Source organism: Shewanella sp. 6_MG-2023, from assembly GCF_030547195.1.
In the GTDB taxonomy this organism is placed as follows: domain Bacteria; phylum Pseudomonadota; class Gammaproteobacteria; order Enterobacterales; family Shewanellaceae; genus Shewanella.
The window spans coordinates 109,606-132,750 of sequence record NZ_JAUOQU010000009.1 but is presented as its reverse complement, the minus strand read 5'-3'; the positions used below and the strand labels follow the sequence as shown (position 1 = coordinate 132,750).

Below are 23,145 nucleotides of genomic sequence, written 5' to 3'. Positions count from 1 at the left end.
TAACCGATGATAAATCGATTTGTTTATGGATTTTGCGCTAGCGTCCTATTTAGCAATTTATTGCCAAGTTTACTTCCAATATCGCTAGCGGTTTTAATGTTTGTTATTGGGGTACTCACGTTAAAGAGGTGGCCATTCATCAGTGGCTGCCTTTTAGGTGTCTTTTGGGTTTCCATTTGTTTTTATTCATTATTTTCACATCAAGAAGCTGAACATCCAGTCAGAAAACAATTTAAGGCACAGATAGTATCACTAGTTAGCAAAAACAGCGACTGGATAAGCTTTAATGTTGTTTTACTATCAGCGCAACATTCGCTTTACAAGCGATACTATAGACTTAATTGGCAACAAGCGCCTGAGGTAAAAGTTGGGCAGGTATGGGCGTTTGACGCCAGAATGAAGCCCATTACCAGCCCGATTAACCAAGGTGGTTTTAATCAACAAAAATATTTATTAAGCCAACACATTGTCGCAAAAGGCAGTGTTAAACAGTCACAGCTTATCGATTATAAATTGTCTTTAAGGCAAAGAGTAATTAGTGATTTCAAACCGAAATTACAACATTTAAGCCATTATCCCATCATTAATGCGTTGTTGTTTGGCGATAAAACTGACATTTCTACCGAGCAATGGCAGGCGTTAAGATCAACGGGCACAGGTCATTTAGTTGCGATTTCAGGGTTACATTTATCTGTAGTGTTTGGTCTTAGCTGGAGTTTATTTAGGCTGTTATTGTTAAATTTCATGGCAACATCCTCTCGGCGTAATCTCATCTTGGCGGTATTAATGGCAGCAATGGTTGCTGCAGGTTATGGTTATTTAGCTGGGATGGCTATATCCACTCAGCGGGCATTGATGATGCTGTTAATGATTGTGTTGCTAACCGTATTTAGACAACACGCCTCGACTTGGCAGCGCTTGATATGGGCTTTATTTGCGGTGTTGGTATTTGACCCTTTTGCCAGTTTAAGTGCTGGTTTTTGGCTTAGCTTTAGCGCATTGGCAATAATTTTATTTACCATCGACTATCTTGGGGTTAAATCCACAACGGAGTTAAATCCCCAGCAATTGAACACAGCTGTCGAGTTAACGGATGTTCAAATTCAGCAAGATGATAGCTTAAGGGCTCGAGGATTGCGGCGTTTGAGTCAGCTTAAGTCAAATTTGATGGGTTTTCTAATTAATTTTTGGGCGATTCAGTGGCGCTTATTTATCGGTCTCGGGATAATACAAGCGCTGTTATTTGGTAGTATTTCAATCCACAGTATTTGGATTAACTTTTTGATGGTGCCATGGTTTAGTGTCATTGTTATTCCGCTGTGTATGTTGGCTTTATTGCTAAATAGTGTCTTTATGCTGTTACCTGCACCTGAGTTTATAAGTGATGCAATAGTTAGCACATTATTGTGGCTTACTGATCATAGCCTTGCCCCTTTTTACTACCTGTTAAGCCTAAGTGGGCAGTTACCCTTGGCTCAATTTCACCTTTCAGATGCGCTGACAGTCAGTTTACTATTACTTGCCTTAGGACTGTTTCTATTTAGGTGGGCTAGCGACACCCATTGGCGAGTATGCTTTGGATTAATGGCGCTGCCTTTTATGTTTCAGGTATATGGCTTTATCAAAGATAATACTCAACCCCTATCGACTAAGCTGTTGTGGCAAATGCATGTATTAGATGTGGGTCAGGGCATGGCGGTGCTATTACAACAAGGTCATAAAGGCATACTTTATGACACTGGCGCGGCTTATGGTGACAATTTTAGTTACGCCCAAAGAGTGGTGATACCCACATTAATGGCTAAAGGTGTGACTGAGCTAGATTATTTAATTATCAGCCATGACGATAATGATCATGCTGGTGGGGTAAATGAACTACTTAAGCATTTCAGTAAGCTAACTATTATCAGTAATATCGATAAGTACCAGCAAACTGATATAACCAATACAGTGCAGTTTGATGCGCAACTAGCCGATAAAACTCAAAAGCAATGCGATGATAGGAGGTTTAATTGGTTTAATTTAGCCATTACTTTAACCAGTAACATGGCAGCAAAAAGTGATAATAACCAGTCTTGTGTTGTGCATATTGATGATGGCAATAACCGTGTTTTACTGGCCGGTGATATTGAGAAACAAACTGAACAGCGGCTGATACAAAGCGGCTCTTTACTGGATGCTGATATCCTACTTGTGCCACATCATGGCAGTCGTACTTCATCGTCTGCAGAGTTTATTGCGGCCGTTAATCCCAGCGAGGCAATTTTTACTGCGGGTTTTGCTAATCAGTATGGTTTTCCTAAACATGACGTTGTTGAGCGCTATAAAACCCATGGTGTTACCACGCTTGTCAGTGGCGAAACAGGCCAGCTTAGTATAGATTTTAAACGTCAAAGTTATAAAATTCGACCGTATCGTACAGTTATTGAGCCATTTTGGTATAACAACTTGTTTAGATTTGGTGTCCAAGTTAAACCAGAGTAGAATACGCCTTTGTTAGCAATTCGAGTATTAATGTAATCAATGACAACAACTAATAACGAAATGTCGAGCGTCTTTAAGCGCCTTCTAACTTATCTTGTCCCAATGAAAGGGATGTTTCTGTTAGCTGTATTGGCATTATTGACCTACGGCTTGGTTGACGCTGCATTCATTTACTTCATCAAACCATTTATTGACGAAGGCTTTAGTCAAACTCCGTCAGTGGTCGCGGGCGTAGAAGTGCCGAGTCACGGCGGCTTTAATTCCAATAACAATATTATGATCATGGCACCGCTAGTGGTTATTGGAATGTTTACCCTACGTGGCTTAGCCAATTTCGTGTCGACTTATTGTGTGTCTTACATGAGCTCGAGATTAATCATGGATATGCGTCAGCAAGTGTTTGAGCATTATTTGCGTTTGCCTGTAAGCTATATCGATCGCGAAAATAGTGGAAACCTCATTTCTCGAGTGACCTTTGATACCGAACAAATTGCCCGTGCATCAGGCAGTGCGTTAATCTCTATTGTACGTGACTCTATTACCGTCATTGGTATGTTAGCTATCATGTTCATCTATTCTTGGAAACTTTCCATGTGCATCCTAGTCATTGGCCCATTAATGGGGATAGTGATTAGCGTTGTGAGTAAGCGTTTCAGAAAAGTCTCTAAACGCATCCAAGCAGCCATGGGCAATGTCACCGCAACCACTGAGCAAATGATTAAAGGTCATAAGAATGTGTTGGCGTTTGGTGGACAAAAGACTGAAGTCGAGCGCTTTCAAAAAGTTAATGAGGGTAACCGCAAGCAAAATATGAAACTTGCTGTAGCTCAAGCCGTTAGTCAACCGGTTATTATGATCATCGGTTCATTTGCGTTAGCGTTTGTATTGTACGCCGCCACATTCCCAAGCTTAAAAGCCGATTTAACCGCAGGCACATTTGCGGCCATTTTGGGCGCGATGATGGCAATGCTTCAGCCGATTAAAAATTTAACCCGTGTGAATGCTGAATTTCAACGTGGTATTGCCGCATGTACCACAGTTTTTGAACTGCTAGATACAGCACCTGAAGCCGATACGGGTGAATTTGAAACTCAGCGCGTTAAAGGTAATTTAAAATTCAATAACGTTACCTTTAGTTATCCTGAGCAAGAAAAACCAGCCTTAACTCATGTTGATTTTGAAGTGAAGCAGGGTAAAACCATTGCCCTTGTTGGACGCAGTGGTTCGGGTAAATCAACCATTGCCAGCTTAATCACCCGTTTCTATACCGGCGTGTCAGAAGGGCAAATTACCTTAGACGACGTTGATATTTATGATTACAAATTAAAGTCATTACGTAATCAGGTGGCGTTAGTATCACAGCAAGTTACTTTATTTAACGACACTATAGCTAATAACATTGCTTATGCTTATCCAGGTGAAGCCACTCGCGAACAAATTTTACAAGCTGCAACCCTAGCTCATGCGATGGAATTTATCGAAAATTTACCTGAGGGGTTAGATACTCAGGTGGGTGAGAATGGCGTATTGCTGTCGGGTGGCCAACGTCAACGTATTGCTATCGCTCGGGCGATGTTGCGTGACGCGCCAGTATTAATATTAGATGAAGCAACATCAGCCCTTGATACTGAATCAGAAAAAGCGATTCAGCAAGGTCTTGATAACTTGCGCCATAATCGTACCTCGATTGTGATTGCCCACCGTTTATCAACCATTGAAAGTGCTGATGAGATTTTAGTTATCGATCAAGGCCAAGTAGTTGAGCGTGGTACTCACAGCGACTTAGTGGCAAAAGAGGGCATGTACGCTAACTTATATCAAATGCAATTTGGTAGTTAAATGCAGGCGCTAGTCAATAAAATTTGGTACCAAGGACACCGCGCTAAGTGGTTATTATTACCACTGAGTGCACTATTTGGGTTGATATCCAGTGTCAGGCGCTGGGCATTTAAACTTGGTTTTAAACAAGCGCAAGTATTGGATGTCCCTGTGGTGATTGTTGGCAATATTACCGCTGGTGGCAGTGGTAAAACCCCAACGGTTATTTACTTGATTAACTTATTACGTCAGCAAGGCTTCACCCCTGGGGTGATCAGTCGTGGTTATGGTGTCAATATTGATGGGGTAAAAACCGTCAAAGCAACCGATAACGCCGCAGATGTGGGTGATGAACCAGCAATGATTGTGGCTCGAACACAAGTTCCTATGGTGGTCGGGGCGAAACGCATTGACGCTGCAAAACAGTTACTGAGTGAAACCAATGTAGATGTGATTATTAGTGATGATGGCTTACAGCATTACGCGCTTGCACGTGATATTGAGATCAATATTGTTGATGGTCAGCGCCGTTATGGTAATCAATGCTTAATACCTGCAGGCCCGTTACGTGAAGGTTTATGGCGTTTAAATAGCATTGATTGGGTATTAAATAATGGCGGTGTAGTGCAAGGCAATGAAGTGGCGATGAGTTTAACGCCAGCAGCCCTTAAGCCTGTAAAACCCAATTCAACTCAGCAATGGCAACCACAAGCTGCTATTGCAATGGCAGGTATTGGTAACCCTCAACGTTTTTTTGACAGCTTATCATTGCAAGGGTTTAGCCTTGCTGAGACTAAAGCTTTTGAAGATCATCAAGCATTTGATGAAAATGAACTGAAACAGCTCTCAAAGCAGCATCCATTGATCATGACCGAGAAAGATGCGGTTAAATGTCGCGATTTTGCACAAGATAACTGGTGGTATTTGCCTGTAAATGCGAAGCTTAATACTGAATTTGATACCGCTTTTTTGAATAGACTTAACCAAGTCATAAAAGATAAACAAGGAAACCTCCATGGCGTTCGATAAAAAATTACTTGAGATTGTGGCTTGCCCTGTTTGTAAGGGTAAATTAGAATTCGATAAAGAAGCCGACCAATTGATTTGTAAAGCAGATAAATTAGCTTACCCAATTACTGAAGGTATTCCAGTGTTGCTGGAAAATAGAGCTGAGCCAATCGAGTCGTAATTTGATTGTTATCGAAAAAGCGCCTTAATGGCGCTTTTTTATGGCTGTTTATATCCTAGTTTATATCCTAGTTTGCATCACTATATTGCGCTGATAAATACAGTGTTAGCAGCCAATATAGGAAAGTTTTACGCTATTTTTTCAGTCCTTGATAAAGAGTATCAATCCATTTTTCTTCGGATATGAAATTCCAGCTCCAATTTTTCCATTTCTTATGCATTCCTTTCGCTTGAATATTGGCTAACGAGTGGCCTTCTTGGATATTCTTGTTCATCCAATTAATGGAATGATCCAGCATATGCTTAAATTTCATGAGATCATCTTTATTAGCAAGTGCACCATGACCTGGGATCACTTGGGTGTCATTATCCATTGATGCGAGTAATTTAGCGACATTGTCACGATAGCCAAGTACAGATCCGCCGCCCTTTAAATCAATATATGGAAAACGGTCTTTAAAAAACAAATCCCCCATGTGCACAATGTTGGCATTTTTCCACATCACAACACTATCCCCGTCAGTATGGCCAGGCCCGAGGTGCTTCACCACCAAAGTATCCTTGTTAAAATGAATTGATATATCAGTCGCGTAGGTGACAACAGGTAGCGCAGATTTTGGCGTATTTTTATCGGCGCTGAGCCGAGTTAGTACATTGTCATGGGCAAAAATAATCGCTTGCTCACCAAAGTGGGCATTACCCCCAGTATGATCCCCATGATAGTGGGTATTGATGACATACTTGGGGCTGCCGGGCTGGATTTTATTTAATGATTGGCTAATTTTGTTCGCCAGCGGCGCAAATTGATCATCGATTATCAATATGCCATCACTGCCGGCTGACACGCCAATATTACCGCCAGATCCCACAAACATATAAGCAGTGTCACTGAGTTGTGTTGAGCTAATTTGTACATCTTTGAAGCGGTCATCATCAGCCACAGCGCTAGATGTTATTAGTGATAATGCCAGTAAACTTGTTTTAATTTTATGCTTCATTTGTCGTCCTTTAATGTAAAGCGCCTCATTAATCGCTTAATGTTGCGCTTGCTTGCATCCTTATTACACTGTCCAAGGTAGCAGCTTTTTGGCTCGTTTGTCTGCAGAAGCTAATTTTATCGATGACTGATAACGTATGCGATAAAGCGCCTGATAACAAAGCGGCACCAAGTACAAACTGGTAACAGTTGAGAACGACAGTCCGCCAATAATGGCGATTGCCATTGGCGAATAAGGTGGTCCTCCGCCGCCAATTTGAGTGTCGCCCATTGCTAAAGGCACTAAGCCTAACACTGTGGTAGCAACCGTCATCAATACCGGGCGTAAACGGGTAATACAGATGGCTAAGATAGATTCAGATAAATCGGTTAATTTAGGCGTTTTTTGATTTATTTGGTCAACCAAAACAATGCCATTGTTTACTACGATACCCATTAAGATAAGGATCCCTATCATTGCCATTACCGACATAGGTGTTGCTGAAATCCACAGTGCCCAAAATACCCCAGTGATAGAGAACAAGATTGAACTGATAATGGCGGTTGGTAATAACAGTGATTCAAATAAGGCAGCCATCACAATATAAATCATGATTAATGCCAAAATCATATTTACTGCCATGACGGATTGCTCTTCATCTTGACGCTCAAACCCGCCACGTAGCGAGTAGTCATATCCATAAGGGAAGTTGACATTGGCCATTACCTTTTCAATCTGCTCTTGGGCTTCTTCAGTGGTAATGTCATTCACGTTTGCGCCAATCGACAGCGCAGTTTGGCGATTAAAGTGGCGTATGGTATCAAAGCGGGGCTGTATCTTAATATTGGCGAGATTATCTAAGCTATATAGGCGCTCACCTTTACGAATGATCGGTAATTGTTTTAGCTGCTCTAATGATCGCTGCCAGCTTTTATCATAGGCGAGCTCAATGCGTAATTCGCCATTAGGATCATGCCTATAAGAACGAAGCGGTGCACCGCGTAGCGCCATGGAAATGTGAGAGGCGATTTCGTTAAGTTTTAAATCTAATCTTGCCGCCATTTCACGATCGATTGTAATCACCACTTCTTGCTGAGCAGAACTGACTTCAGAGCGCACATCTTCAAGCCCTTCAATGGCGCTAAGCAGAGGTACGACTTGTTCACTTAAGCGAATTAACTCTGAGGTCGAGCGACCGGTTAAGGTGACTCTTAAGCCTGAGTTTTCATTGCCCCAACCAAATTGTGGCTTGGCTGCGGCATATTTAGGGAAACCTTCACGTATGGTTTCTTTCAATTCAGACATTGGCGTTTCAATATCTTTTTGCAGTAGTAGCGTGGTTTGAATATTGTCTGCTGAGTAATAACTGTAAACAGAATCAATCATAAAGGCCTCTTTATTGGCATAAAGATAATCTTCCATTTGATTGATCATCGCTTCAGTGACTTTTAAATTGTGGCGACCTTCTAATTGATAATTAATGTAGAGGCGATCTTTGCCTTCGCCTTCTGATTGATCTTGTTTTACTAAACTTAAGGGTAATGCGGTAGAGACTAAAATGACCACTGCAATAACCCCTGATAGCTTTGAGTGAGCCAGTACCCAGGTTAGGCTGCGTTGATAAAGCTGCTGTAACTTAGAGACTTTAGCTTCGGTCTCAATATGAAAATCAAACTTAGTAAGCATTAATGGGATTAAGGTTTTAGCAACCAGTAATGATGCCGCTAACGAAATGCAAATCGCAATGGCCACATGCTCAAGGAAAATCGTTAGCTCGACCTTAACCCCGACAATGTTAGGTAAAAACACGATAGCTGTGGTTAATGTGCCCGCCAAGACGGCTAGGGCGACTTTCTCTACCCCAGTAAGTACCGCTTTTTCATTGGCCGCTGTTGTTATTTCAGTTGCAGCGCCATCATCTGATAACGCAATTTTTTGCTTTTGTTGTAACACGCTTTCGGTCACCACCACGGCGTTATCAATTAACATGCCTACAGCCAGTAATAATCCCATCATCGACAGAATATTTAAGCTGTAACCAAGAAAATACATCCCAGCTAATGTCATACAAAGGGAAATTGGCACCGATGACACGACCACTAACGTCATCTTTAAATTACGTAAAAATAAATACAATACCCCAAAAGAAAGCAGCGCACCCAGTAAGCCAGATAACAATAAATCCTGCAGTGATGACTTAACTCCATAAGCTTGATCTTCCATGACGAATAACTTGATGCCTTGAAATTGCTGATCTTGTTTCGTTTTTTCAATAACGGCTAACACTCGTTCAGATACATCGACTAAATTTGAGCCTGATTCTTTAAACACATCTAAACCAACAGCGTATTTTTGGTCTAAATGACGCCCTTCAAAGGCTTCAGGGAGGGTAAATTTGACTGAGGCAATATCACCAACAGAAGTGGTGCTATTAAGCTTTACTGCCTTGATATCTTCAAGTGATAAAAACTCTCCCTTGGGCGATACCTGAAACACCTGATTATTATTTCTAAGTGTGCCAGCACTAATGACAAAGTTTTCTTGTTGTAAACGTTGCTGCAACTGAGCTGGATTAATGCCAGATGCAGCAAGTTTGTCGGCATCTAGTCTTATTTCAATTTGCTTTTGATCAACCCCATACAAGGTGACTTTTGAGACCCCTTCAATACGCTCAAGCGGCTTGCGAAGTTGTTTGTCTAACAGATCAAAAGCATTTGATAACTCACGTTCACTGGAGATTCGAATCGTTAACACGGGCATATCAGCGGTAGAAAATTGCTGAATGAAAACCCGTTCCACATCTTTAGGTAGCAGGTGTCTTACCGAATCAATTTTTTCCCGTGCTTCTAAGCTTTTTGTGGCGACATCTTCGCCCCATTTCATATTTAGCTGAATGTTAGCACCATCTTGAGAAGAGTTTGAGCGGACCTCTTCAATACCACTCATGGTGGCTAGCGACTCTTCTAATACGCGGGTTATCTCTCGTTCCACTTCTGCAGGGGTAGAGCCTTTATAGGGCACGTTAACCTGAATTTGCGGAATATCAATGCCGGGAAACATTTCTAATGGCAATAATCGACTAGAGGCTAAACCAAATAGTAAGATGGCCAAAAAAAACATACTGGTGGTGACAGGCCTTTTAATGGCTAGTTTTGTTAGGTTCATAATTGAGTCTCCAAATCTAAAGACTCAGTGCTTTTGGTTTGATTAATTGCGGTTTGTTGATAGTTTTTTTTATCAAATAAACCGTATAGGGCAGGAATAACCAATAAGGTCAGCATGGTAGATAAGCCAAGACCAAAGATCACCGTTATTGCCATCGGCGCACGGATTTCACTACCATCACCGACACCTATTGCCATTGGCAACAAGCCTAAGGTGGTGGTCATGGTGGTCATCATTATTGGGCGTAATCGAGATTTAGCTGCAGTGCTTATAGCGACTTCTTTATCATGACCTTCTTTACGCAGTTGGTTAATTCTATCAACCAATACAATGGCATTATTGACCACAATACCTGCCAGCATAATTAAGCCGATAAACACGACTACGCTGATATGGGTACCAGTAATAAACAAGCCAATAATACTGCCGCCAACGGCCATAGGCACAGCAAACAGAATAAGTAATGGATGTAATAAGGATTCAAACTGACTCGCCATCACCAAGTAGACTAAAAATACCGCTAATACCAAGGCGATTTTTAAAGACTTAAATGAATGTTCCATTTCTTCATTTTGGCCGCCAAAGCGCGCTTGGATAGAAGAGGGGAGCTGTTGCTGATTTAAAATTTGCTGCGCTTCTTTTACAGCTTCACTTAAATCACCATAACTTAAGTTAGCTGACACTATCGCAACCCGTTGTTGGCTGACACGATTAATGGCAGAGGGGCCCACTTGCAGAGACACATCAGCAACTGCGCTTAATGGGATTGGGTGCTTACTGTTTGGATTAATAATTAATGAGTTAATATCTGAGATATTATTTCGCTCGTCCAATTCACTGCGCACCAAAATATCTACTTTACGATCACGAACCGTATATTGGCTGGCAATGGTACCGCCAACACGTTGAGCAATACGATTAGCAACGGTGGGCGCTTCTAAATTTAATGACGCAAGCCGGGCATGATCAAATCTAATACTGATCTCAGGTTGACCATCACGAAGTGAGGTATTGATATCACTAAAGCGGGCTGACTCTGATAAAGCAGATACCAACTGTTCGCCACTGTGCTTTAGTTGCTGTAAGTCATAACCTGATAACTCGATCTCTAATGGGGTTTTAAAACTAAATAGCTCAGGGTGATCAATAGTGGCATCAAGGGCTGGAATACGCCTTGCTGTGGCCCTTAAGTCATTGGCTACAGCATTAAACTCTTGAGGATCTGCCAGTACTACCTGTAACCGCCCCCAGTTTTCGCCGCCTCGGGCGGTATCAGATGTCATTAAGCCGCCACTGCCTGCTTGGCTAAAGGTGTGTTTTACTTCTTCTCGACCACTAATGGAGTAAGCTAGTTGCTCTAATACAGCATCAGTTTTTTGTACCGCGGTGCCAGGTGGCAGTAAGATCTCAACATAGAATTCACCTTGATTCATTGGTGGAATTAGCTCTACACCCAGTCTTGGGAATAAGCTGCCAGCACCAACAGTTAGCATGATTGCGATAATGACAGTCAAAGCTTTATGCGTCATCGCATGAGCTAATACCCGGTGATAAATGCTTTCAACAAAACGGTAGCCAAAGTTAAATGCAGCACTTAATGGACGCATCACTAATGATAATGCCCAAGAAATGAATCGAGCTGAAATGATAATGAGGTTTAATAGTGCATTAGGTAGATAGCTGAGTAATAGCTTAAATGGGAAACCAAACACGAATTTAAGATAATGCACAGCTTTAGCTTTTTTAGTGGTTGGCAGGGCTTTTACTTCCGGCTCATTTTCGATGGGTAATTGTTTAAAACCCTGTCTTGATGCCAGCATTGGTATTGCCGTTAGTGCAACAAATAAAGACGCTAATAAAGCAAAAGTTACCGTTAATGCTTGATCTGAAAATAATGCCCCTGCGATACCATCAACAAAAACTAAGGGGACAAATACCGCTAAGGTGGTTAAGGTTGAGGCAAAGATTGCCCCTGCCACTTCTTTACTGCCTTTAAGCGCTGCAGCAACTTTTTTAAGCCCTTGCGCTTTATAGCGGTCAATATTTTCCAGCACCACAATGGCATTATCAACCAATAAGCCTATGGCCAGTGCAATACCGCCTAAAGACATAATATTGAGACTGATATCGGCAAAGTACATCATGTTAAAAGTAGCAATAACTGAAAATGGAATGGAAATAGAAATAATTAAGGTAGCAATAATGTCACGTAAAAATAAGTAGATAACTAACATAGCAAGCAAGCTGCCAAACAGCGCGGCGGCGGTTACTTCACTGACTGCACTTTGGATAAACTCAGATTGGTCATAAATAACCTTTAACTGATTATCTGCAGCTTCACTGTTAATCTCATCAAGCTCAGCACTGAGCCTTTTGGCGACCGATACGGTATTGGCATCACCTTCTTTATATATTGCCAGTTCAATAGACTCTACCTGTCCAATACGAGTGATATCACTGCGCTCTTTATAACCGTCAACAATATCGGCAACTTCAGCAAGCCGAATTAAGGTTTGACCATCACGATAGACAATGACATTTCTTAACTCATCTAGGTTATTAAATTGGTTTAGGGTGCGAACTAAATACTCTTTGTCACCTTGGATCACTTTACCCGCAGATAAATTGATGTTTTCTTCATTAATACGGCGCTTAATATCGTCTGCATTAAGGTTTAGTTGCTGCAGCTTTTGTTGATTTAGCAGGATATGAACTTCTTGCTCTAAGCCGCCAGATAATCTCACTGCGGCGACACCAGATAGTGCTTCTAGGCGTCTTTTTAGTTCTTCTTCTGCAAAAGTACGCATACTTTTGAGCTGTGTTTCACTGGCATCAGGTACTGACAGCGCCACACGCATAATTGGATCTAAGTTGGGATTAAAACGCAGCAATAATGGTTTATTGATATCCAGTGGCAGTTCGATGGTATCAATTTTTTCACGCACTTCTAAACTGGCCATATCCATGTTGGTGCCCCATTCAAACTCAAGCACCACATCTGATAAACCTGAGCGTGAAATAGAGCTAATTTTACGCAGCCCTTTAACCACACCGACGGCTTCTTCAATGGGCTTTGAGATTAACTGTTCAACTTCAACAGGTGCAGCGCCATCATAGGCGGTTCTTACTGTGACGCTTGGGTAACTAAGATCGGGTAACAGTTTTACCGCAAGGCGGGTAAATCCGACCATACCAAATAGCATGATTGCCAGCATAAACATCCACACTGACACAGGACGTTTTACCGAAGTATTAATTATCGACATAGTAGGCGCATCCTTGTCTATTTGCTGGCTAGGCTGTTTTTGGCGTAAGAAAGCGGACTGATGATTTCAACTAACGACAGGTCTTTAAGGTTTTGCTGACCACGAATGACGATTTGTTCACCAGATTGCACACCAGATAGAATTTCAACTTTATCATTTTCGCGATAACCGAGAATCACTTCACGACGGTTAGCGGTGTTATCTTTAATGACATACAGTGCTTGGGTGTCATCTTGGTTAATAATGGCGTTAAAAGGCACAGTAACAACATCATTGTGGGTATCATATTTAAGCTCAACACGCGTGAACATGCCGGCTTTTAATGTTGCGTCTTTATTGTTGATGGCGATAGTTACTTTGAATGTACCGCTTTGGGCATCAACAATTGGGCTAATTCGTAATACATTAGCGATAATATCTTGTTCTGTTGAGCCCTTGTTATTAGCGTATTGATTACTAATGCGCGCTTCTTGTCCTAAACGTAAGCTATTAAGTTGTTGCTCTGGTAAATGTACAATTCCGTGTAGTTCATCTTGATTGACAATATAAAACAACTCTTCAAACTCTTTGGCCATATTGCCTTTTTTCACATGCCTGGTGGCGACAATGCCATCGATAGGTGAAACAATGCGGCTTTCAATCACGTATAGTTCTGCGAGATCTCGCTGAGCCATTGCGGCTTGTAAGTTAAACTCCAGCTTTGCCATCACATCTTGACTTACAAATTCTTTGTTTTTCATCTGTTTTAAGCGGTTTAATTCTTGCTCAATAATCTGAACTTCAGCAAGCGCACGCTGATAATCAAATTGTTGGCGTTTGGCATCAATGGTCGCCAGTGCTTGGCCCTTTGTAACTCTATCGCCTTCTTCAACGTTTATTGAAGTAATTAAGCCTGCAATTCGGGTGACAACATGGGCTTCCTCGGGCGCTTCTAGCGTCGCGGTGGTGCTATAAAATGAAGACACATTTCCTTGAGTCACTTGTGATACCTCAACAGGTACCGCGTATTTTTCTTCTTCTGCAGCTGTTTCTTGTTCACCATTACAGCCACTAAGCATGATTGAAAATGCCGTAATACAAAAAACGGATGAGGTGAATTTTTTAATGTTGTTGAACCTTTCCATGGGATACCTGCCAATTAACTAAGTGTTATAAGTGACGTGACATGCCACAGAGTCTGAAACCAAAGCATGCAAACGTCACGTTATAACATGTAACAAATGTTGAATTTATGTTTACAAAGCACGTAATGTGCCAAAATAAATTATTGTTATTTTTCAGAGCTTTAATTGGGTGGCGGTATTTTAGGAACTTAAATGTTAACAAGGGGTAGTGGGAATGCTCAACAAATGGTGAAATTGCTTACTAAGATTTGAGTTAAGGGTTCTGATTTTTGTTGATTAGGATTGTGGGTAAATGGCCATTGAATTAATTTGGCTTTAACAAGAAAATTATTAATAATACAAATAAAATGAACGTGAAAATATTTCAAGGTGTAAAAGCATATAAAGAAGACCAAATTCTGGGTAAAAAGGAAACCAAATTGTAAGTTTTAATATCTCTAATGGCCATTTTTTAGAACAAAAAGATTTTCTTTATAGCGATATAATTTAAAAAGCAGCTTTTTATATCAGATTTAATTGATATTTTTACTCAATTTATTGTTTATTAGGGCCTAACGTGAATGAAAATGACTATTTTATGAATGTTTTTGGATGATTTACAGTATTTTTCTAGCTTAATCTTTAACTTCAAATGAATTAAAATCGGCAATATTTCTAATAGGCAGTTGTATTGCCTAGCACAAATCTGATGCAACTCCTTCTATAAACACAAATGTAATTGGGTTAATTAGGCCGATTTATGGCGTACTTTGGACATATTTTAAAGCTTATTTAATTCTAATTTGTAATACAAAACCAAGTGCTAAAGTGCCGGCGACCCTTTAATTTCGACTAAAATTAACCTGTGGCGGCTATTAGGATTTAGTAAATAATGAAGCGGACCTAGATAATGTGGCTTATGACCAATCTATGGTGAATGAGCTTTAAACGGGGATAAATGTGTTTGGTAGTTTTATTCATACTTGGCTGCTATGGTAACCAAAGTTCGCAGCAAGGGATTTTTGTGTTCATTGAGCGAGGCTGTCAACGCTAACAAAACAGCTTCTCTAGGCATTAAAAAAGCGCCTAAATAGGCGCTTTTTTCACAAACGATTAAGTTATCGTTTATCTATGCTGACAAAGTCACGCTCGTCTGAGCCAGTGTATAACTGACGTGGACGACTGATTTTGTGACCTGGTTGGTCAAGCATTTCTTTCCAATGTGCAATCCAACCAACAGTACGAGAAAGTGCAAATAACACTGTAAACATACTAGTAGGGATACCGATTGCTTTCATGATGATCCCTGAGTAGAAATCAACATTTGGATAAAGCTTTTTAGATACGAAATAATCGTCTTCTAAAGCAATGCGTTCAAGTTCCATCGCTACATCTAGCAAAGGATCGTTCACATTTAGCTCAGCTAACACTTCATGACATGTTTCACGCATCACTTTAGCGCGAGGGTCGAAGTTTTTGTAAACGCGATGACCAAAGCCCATTAAGCGGAATGGATCAGCTTTGTCTTTCGCACGAGCAATAAACTCAGGGATGCGATCAACACTGCCAATTTCTTCAAGCATATTTAGACAAGCTTCGTTAGCACCACCATGAGCAGGACCCCATAGTGAAGCAATACCCGCTGCGATACATGCAAATGGGTTAGCACCAGATGAACCCGCTAAACGAACCGTAGAGGTAGAAGCGTTTTGTTCATGATCAGCGTGTAATACAAAGATTCTGTCCATTGCTTTTTCAACAACTGGATTGACTTGGTATTGTTCACACGGAACAGCGAACATCATGCTAAGGAAATTACCTGCATAACTTAGGTCGTTGCGTGGGTAAACAAAAGGTTGACCGATTGAATACTTGTAGCACATTGCTGCAATGGTTGGCATCTTAGAAACAAGGCGGAAAGCCGCAATTTCACGATGTTTTTCATCATTGACATCAAGAGAATCTTGGTAAAACGCAGATAATGCACCCGTAACACCACATAGCATAGCCATTGGATGTGCATCACGACGGAAACCTCTGAAAAACGAAGCTAATTGCTCGTTCACCATGGTGTGATTCTTAACCATAGCCACAAACTCTTCGTATTGAGTTTTGCTTGGTAATTCACCATAAAGCAGTAAGTAACAAACGTCTAAATAGTTAGATTCAGTAGCTAGTTCATAAATTGGATAGCCACGGTGTGTAAGTACACCTTTTTCGCCATCAATGTATGTAATTGCAGACTCGCAAGATGCGGTCGCTAAAAAACCTGGATCGAAGGTGAAATGACCTGTCTTTCCAAGTTTACTGATATCGATTACATCAAACCCAGCAGTTCCCTGCTTGATAGGTAATTCGATCGAATCTGTCCCCGGTAACTCTAATTTGGCTATATTGTCAGCCATACCCCGTTCTCCTTACTTCATTCTTTTCTGTGAGTGCGGCATGTTAAGCGGACATTACTTTACAGTGAATTAGTGTCACATTTCAATTTAAATAAGCGTTTAAATTTATTAGACCATGGTATAAAGCTTGCTAGACGCCTTGTTAGCAATGGTTTTTTTGCAAAAAAAACATCAAAAAACAAATTTTACATAGTGTGATGTTTGTATTTGACAATTGCCTTGAGTATACTTGCCTGCGTCCTGAAGGGCGACAAACATCACATTTTTGAAAACATTTTTACGTTGTCTAAATTAGTGAATTCTCAAATGGTTAAGTGTTTGATAGTAGTCTGTTAAGTTTCAACATTTTGTTTACATTTGTAGTTTGGTGTAACAAATAGAAGCAAAGCAAGATGAATAATAAAAATAATGCTCAATGGAGCTGAGTGAGCAGAACGTGAAAAAGCAAAGACCTGTCCATATAGACCTACAGACCATTCGCTTTCCTGCAACAGCGATTGCGTCAATTCTTCACCGTATTTCCGGTGTTATCATGCTGTTTGCTGTCGGTATTCTTATTTGGATGCTAAATGAATCTTTAGCATCGCCTGAGAGTTTCGCTGGCTTACAATCTCTTTTTGATAACCTGCTAGTTAAGTTTGTTATTTGGGGAATTCTAACCGCGTTGGGTTATCACTTAATCGTTGGCGTACGTCATCTGATTATGGATACCGGTCGTTGGGAAGAGCTTGCCTCTGGCTTAGCGTCAGCAAAAATCGCCTTTGTGTTATCAGCGGCGTTTTCTATCATCGTGGGGATTTGGGTATGGTAACAAATGCAGCAAGCCTTGGACGCAGTGGTGTTCATGATTTTATTTTAATTCGTGCTAGTGCCGTAATTTTAGCCTGTTATACCATTTTTATGGTGGGTTTTATTGCGTGTAGCGCTCCATTGACATACGAAATTTGGCAGGGGTTATTCAGTACCTTACCAATGAAAGTATTCACTTTATTAGCGCTTGTTGCTGTACTTATCCATTCATGGATTGGTATTTGGCAAGTGTTAACTGATTACGTTAAAAACGTATCAGTGCGTGGATTACTTCAGTTCGTTTTTGTCGTAGCAGCTTTTTGTTATCTAGCTGCAGGCATATTAATTGTGTGGGGTGTATAAGTGAGTATTCCAGTTCGCGAATTTGACGCAGTAGTGATTGGCGCTGGTGGCGCTGGCATGCGAGCGGCATTACAAATTTCTAAAGAAGGTAAGAGCTGTGCGCTTTTATCTAAAGTTTTCCCAACCCGTTCTCATACAGTATCTGCGCAAGGTGGTATTACCGTTGCGTTGGGTAATGCTCATGAAGATCACTGGGAACAGCACATGTACGATACCGTGAAAGGTTCTGATTTTATCGGTGACCAAGAAGCAATCGAGTTCATGTGTAAGACAGGTCCAGAGGCGGTTATTGAACTTGAGCAAATGGGTTTACCTTTCTCACGTTTTGAAAACGGTACTATTTACCAGCGTCCGTTTGGTGGCCAATCAAAAAACTTTGGTGGCGAGCAAGCGGCACGTACTGCAGCTGCAGCTGACCGTACAGGTCATGCATTACTTCATTGTCTTTATCAGCAAAATGTTAAACACAAAACTGAAGTATTTTCTGAGTGGTATGCACTCGATTTAGTGAAAAACGATGACGGTGCAATAGTTGGTTGTACGGCTATTGAAATTGAAACTGGCGAGATTGTTTACTTCAAAGCGAAGGCAACCATTTTAGCAACCGGTGGTGCAGGGCGTATTTATGCTTCAACCACCAATGCACATATTAATACTGGTGACGGTGTTGGTATGGCAATGCGCGCTGGCGTTCAAATGCAAGACATGGAAATGTGGCAGTTCCACCCAACGGGTATTGCTGGCGCAGGTGTGCTTGTAACTGAAGGTTGTCGTGGTGAAGGTGGTTATCTTTTAAATAAAGATGGCGAGCGTTTCATGGAACGTTATGCACCAAATGCAAAAGATTTAGCATCACGTGATGTTGTTGCTCGCTCGATGATGACAGAAATTCGTGAAGGCCGTGGATTAGATGGTCCATTAGGGCCGCATTGTTTACTTAAGCTTGATCACTTAGGTAAAGAAACATTAGAAGCTCGTCTTCCTGGTGTTTGTGAACTTTCTCGTACTTTTGCGCATATTGATCCAGCAGATGGCCCAATTCCTGTATTGCCAACATGTCATTACATGATGGGGGGTCTACCCGCTAAAGTGAGTGGTCAAGTTGTTCGTCAAAATGCTGATGGCACTGAACAAGATATCGTGGGTTTATTCGCTGTAGGTGAAATTGCTTGTGTATCAGTACACGGTGCAAACCGCCTTGGTGGTAACTCATTACTGGATTTAGTGGTATTTGGACGTGCTGCTGGTCAGCATTTAGGTAAAGCACTCGATGCGACTGCGGATCCAAAAGCGCCATCTGAAGATCAAATTTCAGCATCACTTGAGCGTCTTAATCGCTGGGAAAGCAATAAAGACGGTGAAGATCCTGCTGTTATTCGTAAAGACTTACAGTTATGTATGCAACTTAACTTCTCTGTATTTAGAAGTGGTGATGCAATGGCTGAAGGCCTTAAAGAGCTTAAAGCAATTCGCGATCGTTTAGCGAATGCTAAGTTATCTGATAACTCTTCAGAATTTAATACTCAACGTATTGAATGTTTAGAGCTTGATAACTTGATGGCGACAGCAATTGCGACAGCTTATGCTGCGAACTTCCGTACAGAAAGTCGTGGTGCGCATTCTCGTGAGGATTTCTTAGACCGTGATGATGATAATTGGTTATGTCATAGCGTCTTTGACCCCGTCACAGAAGAAATGACTAAGCGTGAAGTCAACATGGAGCCTAAGCTTCGTGCGGCATTCCCGCCTATCAAGCGTACCTACTAGGAGAAGCCCCGATGAAATTGGAATTTGCAGTTTATCGCTACAATCCTGATGTAGACACTAAACCATATATGCAGGATTACAGTTTAGATGTGGAAGAAGGTACCGATATGATGGTACTAGATGCACTGATGAAGCTGAAAGAGTTAGATCCTGCATTATCATTTAGACGCTCATGTCGTGAGGGTGTATGTGGTAGTGATGGTATGAACATGAATGGTAAAAACGGCCTTGCGTGTATTACGCCTGTTTCTACTTTTAAAGGTAAGAAAATTGAAATTCGCCCACTTCCTGGCATGCCAGTTGTGCGCGATTTAATTGTCGACCTGACTCAGTTCTACACTCAGTACGAAAAAATTAAACCGTTTCTTATCAATGATGAGAAAACACCGGCTCGTGAACATTTACAATCACCTGAAGAGCGTGCTCATTTAGACGGATTATATGAATGTATCATGTGTGCTTGTTGTTCTACTGCTTGTCCATCTTTCTGGTGGAACCCTGATAAATTTATCGGACCAAGTGGTTTACTGCATGCATATCGCTTCTTAATTGATAGCCGCGATACGGCAACTGAAGAGCGTTTAGATGGTTTAGACGATGCTTACAGTGTGTTCCGTTGTCACGGTATTATGAATTGTGTTGATGTGTGTCCTAAAGGACTAAACCCAACTAAAGCCATTGGCCACATTAAGTCAATGTTACTGAAGCGAGCAGTGTAAATGCGCAACATAGAGCTGGGATTTATTGTTATATAGCTCTATTGGGGAGTCATCTTCAACTATGGGGATGACTCTTTTGTGTGTGTTAGAAGACCTTTGTAATTAACTGTTTAAATTATATAGTTATATCGCTATTATCCGTAGTTGATAAACAGCGTTAAACGAAAGAGTTAATACGATTCGATTGTGGTGCAACCAGGTATCGCAATTATGAAATTGGCGAAGCACGTGTATCAAGTTTGGAAGGAAAAGTAATGCACCAAGGCATCATGAAAGCTTGGCTCGAATCGTCACATTTAAGTGGCTCAAATTCGACCTACGTAGAAGAGATGTATGAAGCCTATCAAGAAGATCCAAGTTCAGTTACCGCTGATTGGCAAGTCGTTTTTGATAATCTCCCTGCGGTAAATGGTACTTCTCAAGATCTACCTGAAACTGCACACTCTAAAGTACGTGATTATTTCCGCAGTTTAGCATTAGAAGGTCGTGCCAAAGGCGCTAGCCGTGTTACTGACCCAGAGTTAGATGCTAAACAAGTAAAAGTCCTCCAGTTAATTAACGCTCACCGTTTTCGTGGTCACCAAAATGCTAACCTTGATCCGTTAGGTTTATGGCACCGTGAGCCAGTATCTGAATTAGACCCATCATTTCATGGTTTAGATGCCGAAGATATGCAACGTGAGTTCAATACCGGTTCATTTGCATACGGTAGTGACACCCTTAAATTAGCCGACATAGTTCATGCATTAAAAAGTACCTATTGTGGTTCTATTGGTGCTGAATACATGCATATTACCGATACCGATGAAAAGCGTTGGATTCAGCAACGTCTTGAACCGTCTTTGGGTAAAGCAAATTACGATAACACCACTAAGAAACGCATTCTAGAAGGCCTAAATGCTGCTGAAGGTATGGAAAAATACCTTGGCGCAAAATTTCCAGGCGCAAAACGTTTCTCGCTTGAAGGTGGTGATGCGTTAGTGCCAATGATGCGTGAGATTTTATATCGCGCAGGTGAAGCAGGTACCAAAGAAATTGTCGTCGGTATGGCTCACCGTGGTCGCTTAAACGTCCTTGTTAACGTACTGGGTAAGCGTCCTGCTGAATTATTTGATGAATTTGCCGGTAAGCATGATGAAATCCAAGGTTCTGGTGACGTTAAGTATCACCAAGGCTTTTCATCTGATTTCGAAACGCCAGGCGGAAACGTTCATTTAGCACTGGCCTTTAACCCATCACATTTAGAAATCGTTAACCCTGTGGTTATTGGTTCAGTACGAGCGCGTCAAGACAGACGTGGTTGTAGCGATGGTTTACAAGTTATGCCAATTACCATTCATGGTGACTCGGCAATTACTGGACAAGGTATTGTGCAAGAGACATTTAACATGTCTCAGACCCGTGGTTTTAAAGTTGGCGGTAGTATTCGTATCGTTATTAATAACCAAGTGGGTTTCACTACCTCTAATACTGCCGATGTGCGTTCAACGGAATACTGTACTGATATTGCCAAAATGGTCCAAGCGCCTATTTTCCATGTCAATGCAGATGATCCTGAAGCTGTTGCCTTTATTTCGCAGTTAGCGGTGGATTACCGTAACGAATTTAAGCGTGATGTGGTGATTGATTTAGTGTGTTATCGCCGCCATGGTCATAACGAAGCTGATGAGCCAAGTGCAACGCAGCCGCTAATGTACGCAAAAATTAAGAAGCATCCTACGCCGCGTAAGATTTATGCTGATCGATTAATTCAAGAAGATAGTATCTCTGCTGATGACGTTACTGGCCTTGTCAATAACTACCGTGATGCATTAGATGCAGGTGATTGTGTAGTGAAAGAGTGGCGTCCAATGACGTTACACACTGTTGACTGGTCGCCGTATCTTAATCGTGAGTGGGATGAAAGCTATCAAGGTGCAATGAACTTTGACAAGCTGATTGGTCTTGCGCAAAAGATGGTAGATATTCCTGAAAGCCACAAATTGCAATCACGGGTCGCTAAGATTTATAAAGACCGTGTATCGATGGCAAACGGTGAAAAACCGGTTGATTGGGGCTTTGCTGAAACCTTAGCTTACGCCACCATTTTGGAAGATAAAAAACGCGTTCGTATTACCGGTCAGGATTCTGGTCGTGGTACTTTCTTCCATCGTCATGCAGTTTTACATAATCAAAATGATGGTACGACTTATTTGCCGCTTCGTAATGTCGCTGATGAACAGGGCGAGATTGATATTACTGACTCAGTATTATCAGAAGCCTCGGTACTGGCATTTGAGTACGGTTATGCCACAGCAGAGCCGGGCGGATTAACCATCTGGGAAGCGCAGTTTGGTGACTTTGTTAATTGTGCTCAAGTGGTTATCGATCAGTTCTTATCTTCAGGTGAGCAAAAGTGGGGCCGATTATGTGGTCTAACGATGCTACTTCCCCATGGTTATGAAGGCCAAGGCCCAGAGCATTCATCTGCTCGTCTTGAGCGTTTCTTACAGCTTTGTGCAAACCACAATATGCAAGTGTGTGTTCCTTCTACACCTGCACAGGTTTATCACATGCTACGCCGTCAAGTTGTACGTCCTATGCGTCGTCCACTGGTGGTGATGTCGCCTAAATCATTACTACGTCATCCATTAGCGGTTTCTACACTTGAAGAGCTCGCTGAAGGAAGTTTCCAAAGTGTGATTGGTGAGCTTGATGCATTAGACGCGAGCAAGGTTGATCGCGTTGTCTTCTGTAGTGGTAAGGTGTATTTCGAATTACTCGACAAGCGTCGTAAACAAGAAATTACTAACGTTGCTATTGTCCGTGTGGAGCAGCTTTATCCGTTCCCGCAAGAAGAAATGCAAGCCGCACTTGCTGACTATCAGCACGTTAAAGATTTTGTTTGGTGTCAGGAAGAACCTCAGAACCAAGGTGCTTGGTATTGTAGCCAACATCATTTCTGGGCAGCTATCCCTGCCGGAGCTGAACTAACCTACGCTGGCCGTGAGGCATCTGCTGCACCAGCTTGTGGTTATCCTGCTCTGCATGCACGCCAACAAGAAGCATTAGTTAATAGCGCATTAAAACTGTCGTAATAGAAAATTATAAAAGGAAAGCTT

The 23,145-nt window shown here is 41.5% G+C and carries 14 protein-coding genes; 9 read left to right on the top strand and 5 right to left on the bottom strand.

Annotation, left to right across the window (positions count from 1 at the left end; all coding sequences use genetic code 11):
- The first annotated feature begins 6 nt into the window (after positions 1 to 6).
- From Q4533_RS07650 to Q4533_RS07635, 4 genes are read left to right on the top strand one after another with little or no spacing between them, the layout of a single operon-like run.
- Positions 7 to 2,484, top strand: coding sequence for a DNA internalization-related competence protein ComEC/Rec2 (locus tag Q4533_RS07650; RefSeq protein ID WP_303502538.1), 2,478 nt, complete (start codon positions 7 to 9; stop codon positions 2,482 to 2,484).
- Positions 2,485 to 2,523: 39 nt separating this feature from the next.
- Positions 2,524 to 4,323 carry a lipid A export permease/ATP-binding protein MsbA gene (gene msbA, locus Q4533_RS07645; protein ID WP_102519644.1) on the top strand — a complete coding sequence of 600 codons (1,800 nt, stop codon included), beginning with the start codon at positions 2,524 to 2,526 and terminating at the stop codon, positions 4,321 to 4,323.
- Positions 4,324 to 5,331 (top strand): tetraacyldisaccharide 4'-kinase, encoded by a 1,008-nt coding sequence (gene lpxK / locus Q4533_RS07640; RefSeq protein ID WP_102476206.1) that lies wholly within the window; start codon positions 4,324 to 4,326, stop codon positions 5,329 to 5,331. It begins immediately after the preceding gene.
- The gene (locus Q4533_RS07635; protein ID WP_076537432.1) at positions 5,318 to 5,491 is read left to right on the top strand and encodes a Trm112 family protein; all 174 of its coding nucleotides are present in this window, start codon (positions 5,318 to 5,320) and stop codon (positions 5,489 to 5,491) included. Before lpxK ends, Q4533_RS07635 begins: the two co-directional genes overlap by 14 nt.
- 133 nt (positions 5,492 to 5,624) lie before the next feature.
- Here the strand turns inward: Q4533_RS07635 and Q4533_RS07630 are convergent, their stop codons facing one another.
- The 5 genes from Q4533_RS07630 to Q4533_RS07610 form a co-directional block, all read right to left on the bottom strand.
- Positions 5,625 to 6,488 (bottom strand): MBL fold metallo-hydrolase, encoded by an 864-nt coding sequence (locus Q4533_RS07630; protein WP_303502537.1) that lies wholly within the window; start codon positions 6,486 to 6,488, stop codon positions 5,625 to 5,627.
- A gap of 63 nt (positions 6,489 to 6,551) precedes the next feature.
- Positions 6,552 to 9,632, bottom strand: a complete 3,081-nt coding sequence (locus Q4533_RS07625) for an efflux RND transporter permease subunit (RefSeq protein ID WP_102438315.1) — start codon at positions 9,630 to 9,632, stop codon at positions 6,552 to 6,554.
- Complete coding sequence (locus Q4533_RS07620) at positions 9,629 to 12,898, bottom strand: efflux RND transporter permease subunit (RefSeq protein ID WP_303502536.1); 3,270 nt, start codon at positions 12,896 to 12,898, stop codon at positions 9,629 to 9,631. The genes Q4533_RS07625 and Q4533_RS07620 overlap by 4 nt, the downstream gene beginning before the upstream one ends.
- 17 nt (positions 12,899 to 12,915) lie before the next feature.
- Positions 12,916 to 14,022: an efflux RND transporter periplasmic adaptor subunit gene (locus tag Q4533_RS07615; RefSeq protein ID WP_102438311.1), complete on the bottom strand. Its 1,107-nt coding sequence runs from the start codon at positions 14,020 to 14,022 to the stop codon at positions 12,916 to 12,918.
- A 1,097-nt stretch (positions 14,023 to 15,119) separates the two neighbouring features.
- Positions 15,120 to 16,406: a citrate synthase gene (locus Q4533_RS07610; protein ID WP_102438309.1), complete on the bottom strand. Its 1,287-nt coding sequence runs from the start codon at positions 16,404 to 16,406 to the stop codon at positions 15,120 to 15,122.
- Between the two features lie 415 nt (positions 16,407 to 16,821).
- Between Q4533_RS07610 and sdhC the strand changes: the two genes are divergently transcribed.
- The 5 genes from sdhC to sucA all read left to right on the top strand — a co-directional run bounded on the left by sdhC (position 16,822) and on the right by sucA (position 23,121).
- Positions 16,822 to 17,217, top strand: coding sequence for a succinate dehydrogenase, cytochrome b556 subunit (gene sdhC, locus Q4533_RS07605; protein WP_102438307.1), 396 nt, complete (start codon positions 16,822 to 16,824; stop codon positions 17,215 to 17,217).
- A complete protein-coding gene (gene sdhD / locus Q4533_RS07600; RefSeq protein WP_076537444.1) occupies positions 17,211 to 17,558 on the top strand; it encodes a succinate dehydrogenase, hydrophobic membrane anchor protein in 348 nt (115 codons plus the stop codon). Before sdhC ends, sdhD begins: the two co-directional genes overlap by 7 nt.
- Positions 17,559 to 19,325, top strand: coding sequence for a succinate dehydrogenase flavoprotein subunit (sdhA, locus tag Q4533_RS07595; RefSeq protein ID WP_102476208.1), 1,767 nt, complete (start codon positions 17,559 to 17,561; stop codon positions 19,323 to 19,325). It abuts the gene before it with no gap.
- Positions 19,326 to 19,336: 11 nt separating this feature from the next.
- The gene (locus Q4533_RS07590; protein WP_076537448.1) at positions 19,337 to 20,044 is read left to right on the top strand and encodes a succinate dehydrogenase iron-sulfur subunit; all 708 of its coding nucleotides are present in this window, start codon (positions 19,337 to 19,339) and stop codon (positions 20,042 to 20,044) included.
- A 254-nt stretch (positions 20,045 to 20,298) separates the two neighbouring features.
- Positions 20,299 to 23,121, top strand: a complete 2,823-nt coding sequence (gene sucA / locus Q4533_RS07585; RefSeq protein ID WP_102438305.1) for a 2-oxoglutarate dehydrogenase E1 component — start codon at positions 20,299 to 20,301, stop codon at positions 23,119 to 23,121.
- Positions 23,122 to 23,145: the final 24 nt, after the last annotated feature.

What these genes read in the sequence shown, in the direction of transcription:
- msbA (WP_102519644.1), top strand. Translation starts at nt 2,524, where the DNA reads ATGACAACAACTAATAACGAAATGTCGAGCGTCTTTAAGCGCCTTCTA.
- sdhC (WP_102438307.1), top strand. Translation starts at nt 16,822, where the DNA reads ATGGAGCTGAGTGAGCAGAACGTGAAAAAGCAAAGACCTGTCCATATA.
- Q4533_RS07625 (WP_102438315.1), bottom strand. Translation starts at nt 9,632, where the DNA reads ATGAACCTAACAAAACTAGCCATTAAAAGGCCTGTCACCACCAGTATG.
- Q4533_RS07615 (WP_102438311.1), bottom strand. Translation starts at nt 14,022, where the DNA reads ATGGAAAGGTTCAACAACATTAAAAAATTCACCTCATCCGTTTTTTGT.
- sdhD (WP_076537444.1), top strand. Translation starts at nt 17,211, where the DNA reads ATGGTAACAAATGCAGCAAGCCTTGGACGCAGTGGTGTTCATGATTTT.
- lpxK (WP_102476206.1), top strand. Translation starts at nt 4,324, where the DNA reads ATGCAGGCGCTAGTCAATAAAATTTGGTACCAAGGACACCGCGCTAAG.
- Q4533_RS07630 (WP_303502537.1), bottom strand. Translation starts at nt 6,488, where the DNA reads ATGAAGCATAAAATTAAAACAAGTTTACTGGCATTATCACTAATAACA.
- Q4533_RS07620 (WP_303502536.1), bottom strand. Translation starts at nt 12,898, where the DNA reads ATGTCGATAATTAATACTTCGGTAAAACGTCCTGTGTCAGTGTGGATG.
- Q4533_RS07650 (WP_303502538.1), top strand. Translation starts at nt 7, where the DNA reads ATGATAAATCGATTTGTTTATGGATTTTGCGCTAGCGTCCTATTTAGC.
- Q4533_RS07590 (WP_076537448.1), top strand. Translation starts at nt 19,337, where the DNA reads ATGAAATTGGAATTTGCAGTTTATCGCTACAATCCTGATGTAGACACT.
- Q4533_RS07635 (WP_076537432.1), top strand. Translation starts at nt 5,318, where the DNA reads ATGGCGTTCGATAAAAAATTACTTGAGATTGTGGCTTGCCCTGTTTGT.
- Q4533_RS07610 (WP_102438309.1), bottom strand. Translation starts at nt 16,406, where the DNA reads ATGGCTGACAATATAGCCAAATTAGAGTTACCGGGGACAGATTCGATC.
- sucA (WP_102438305.1), top strand. Translation starts at nt 20,299, where the DNA reads ATGCACCAAGGCATCATGAAAGCTTGGCTCGAATCGTCACATTTAAGT.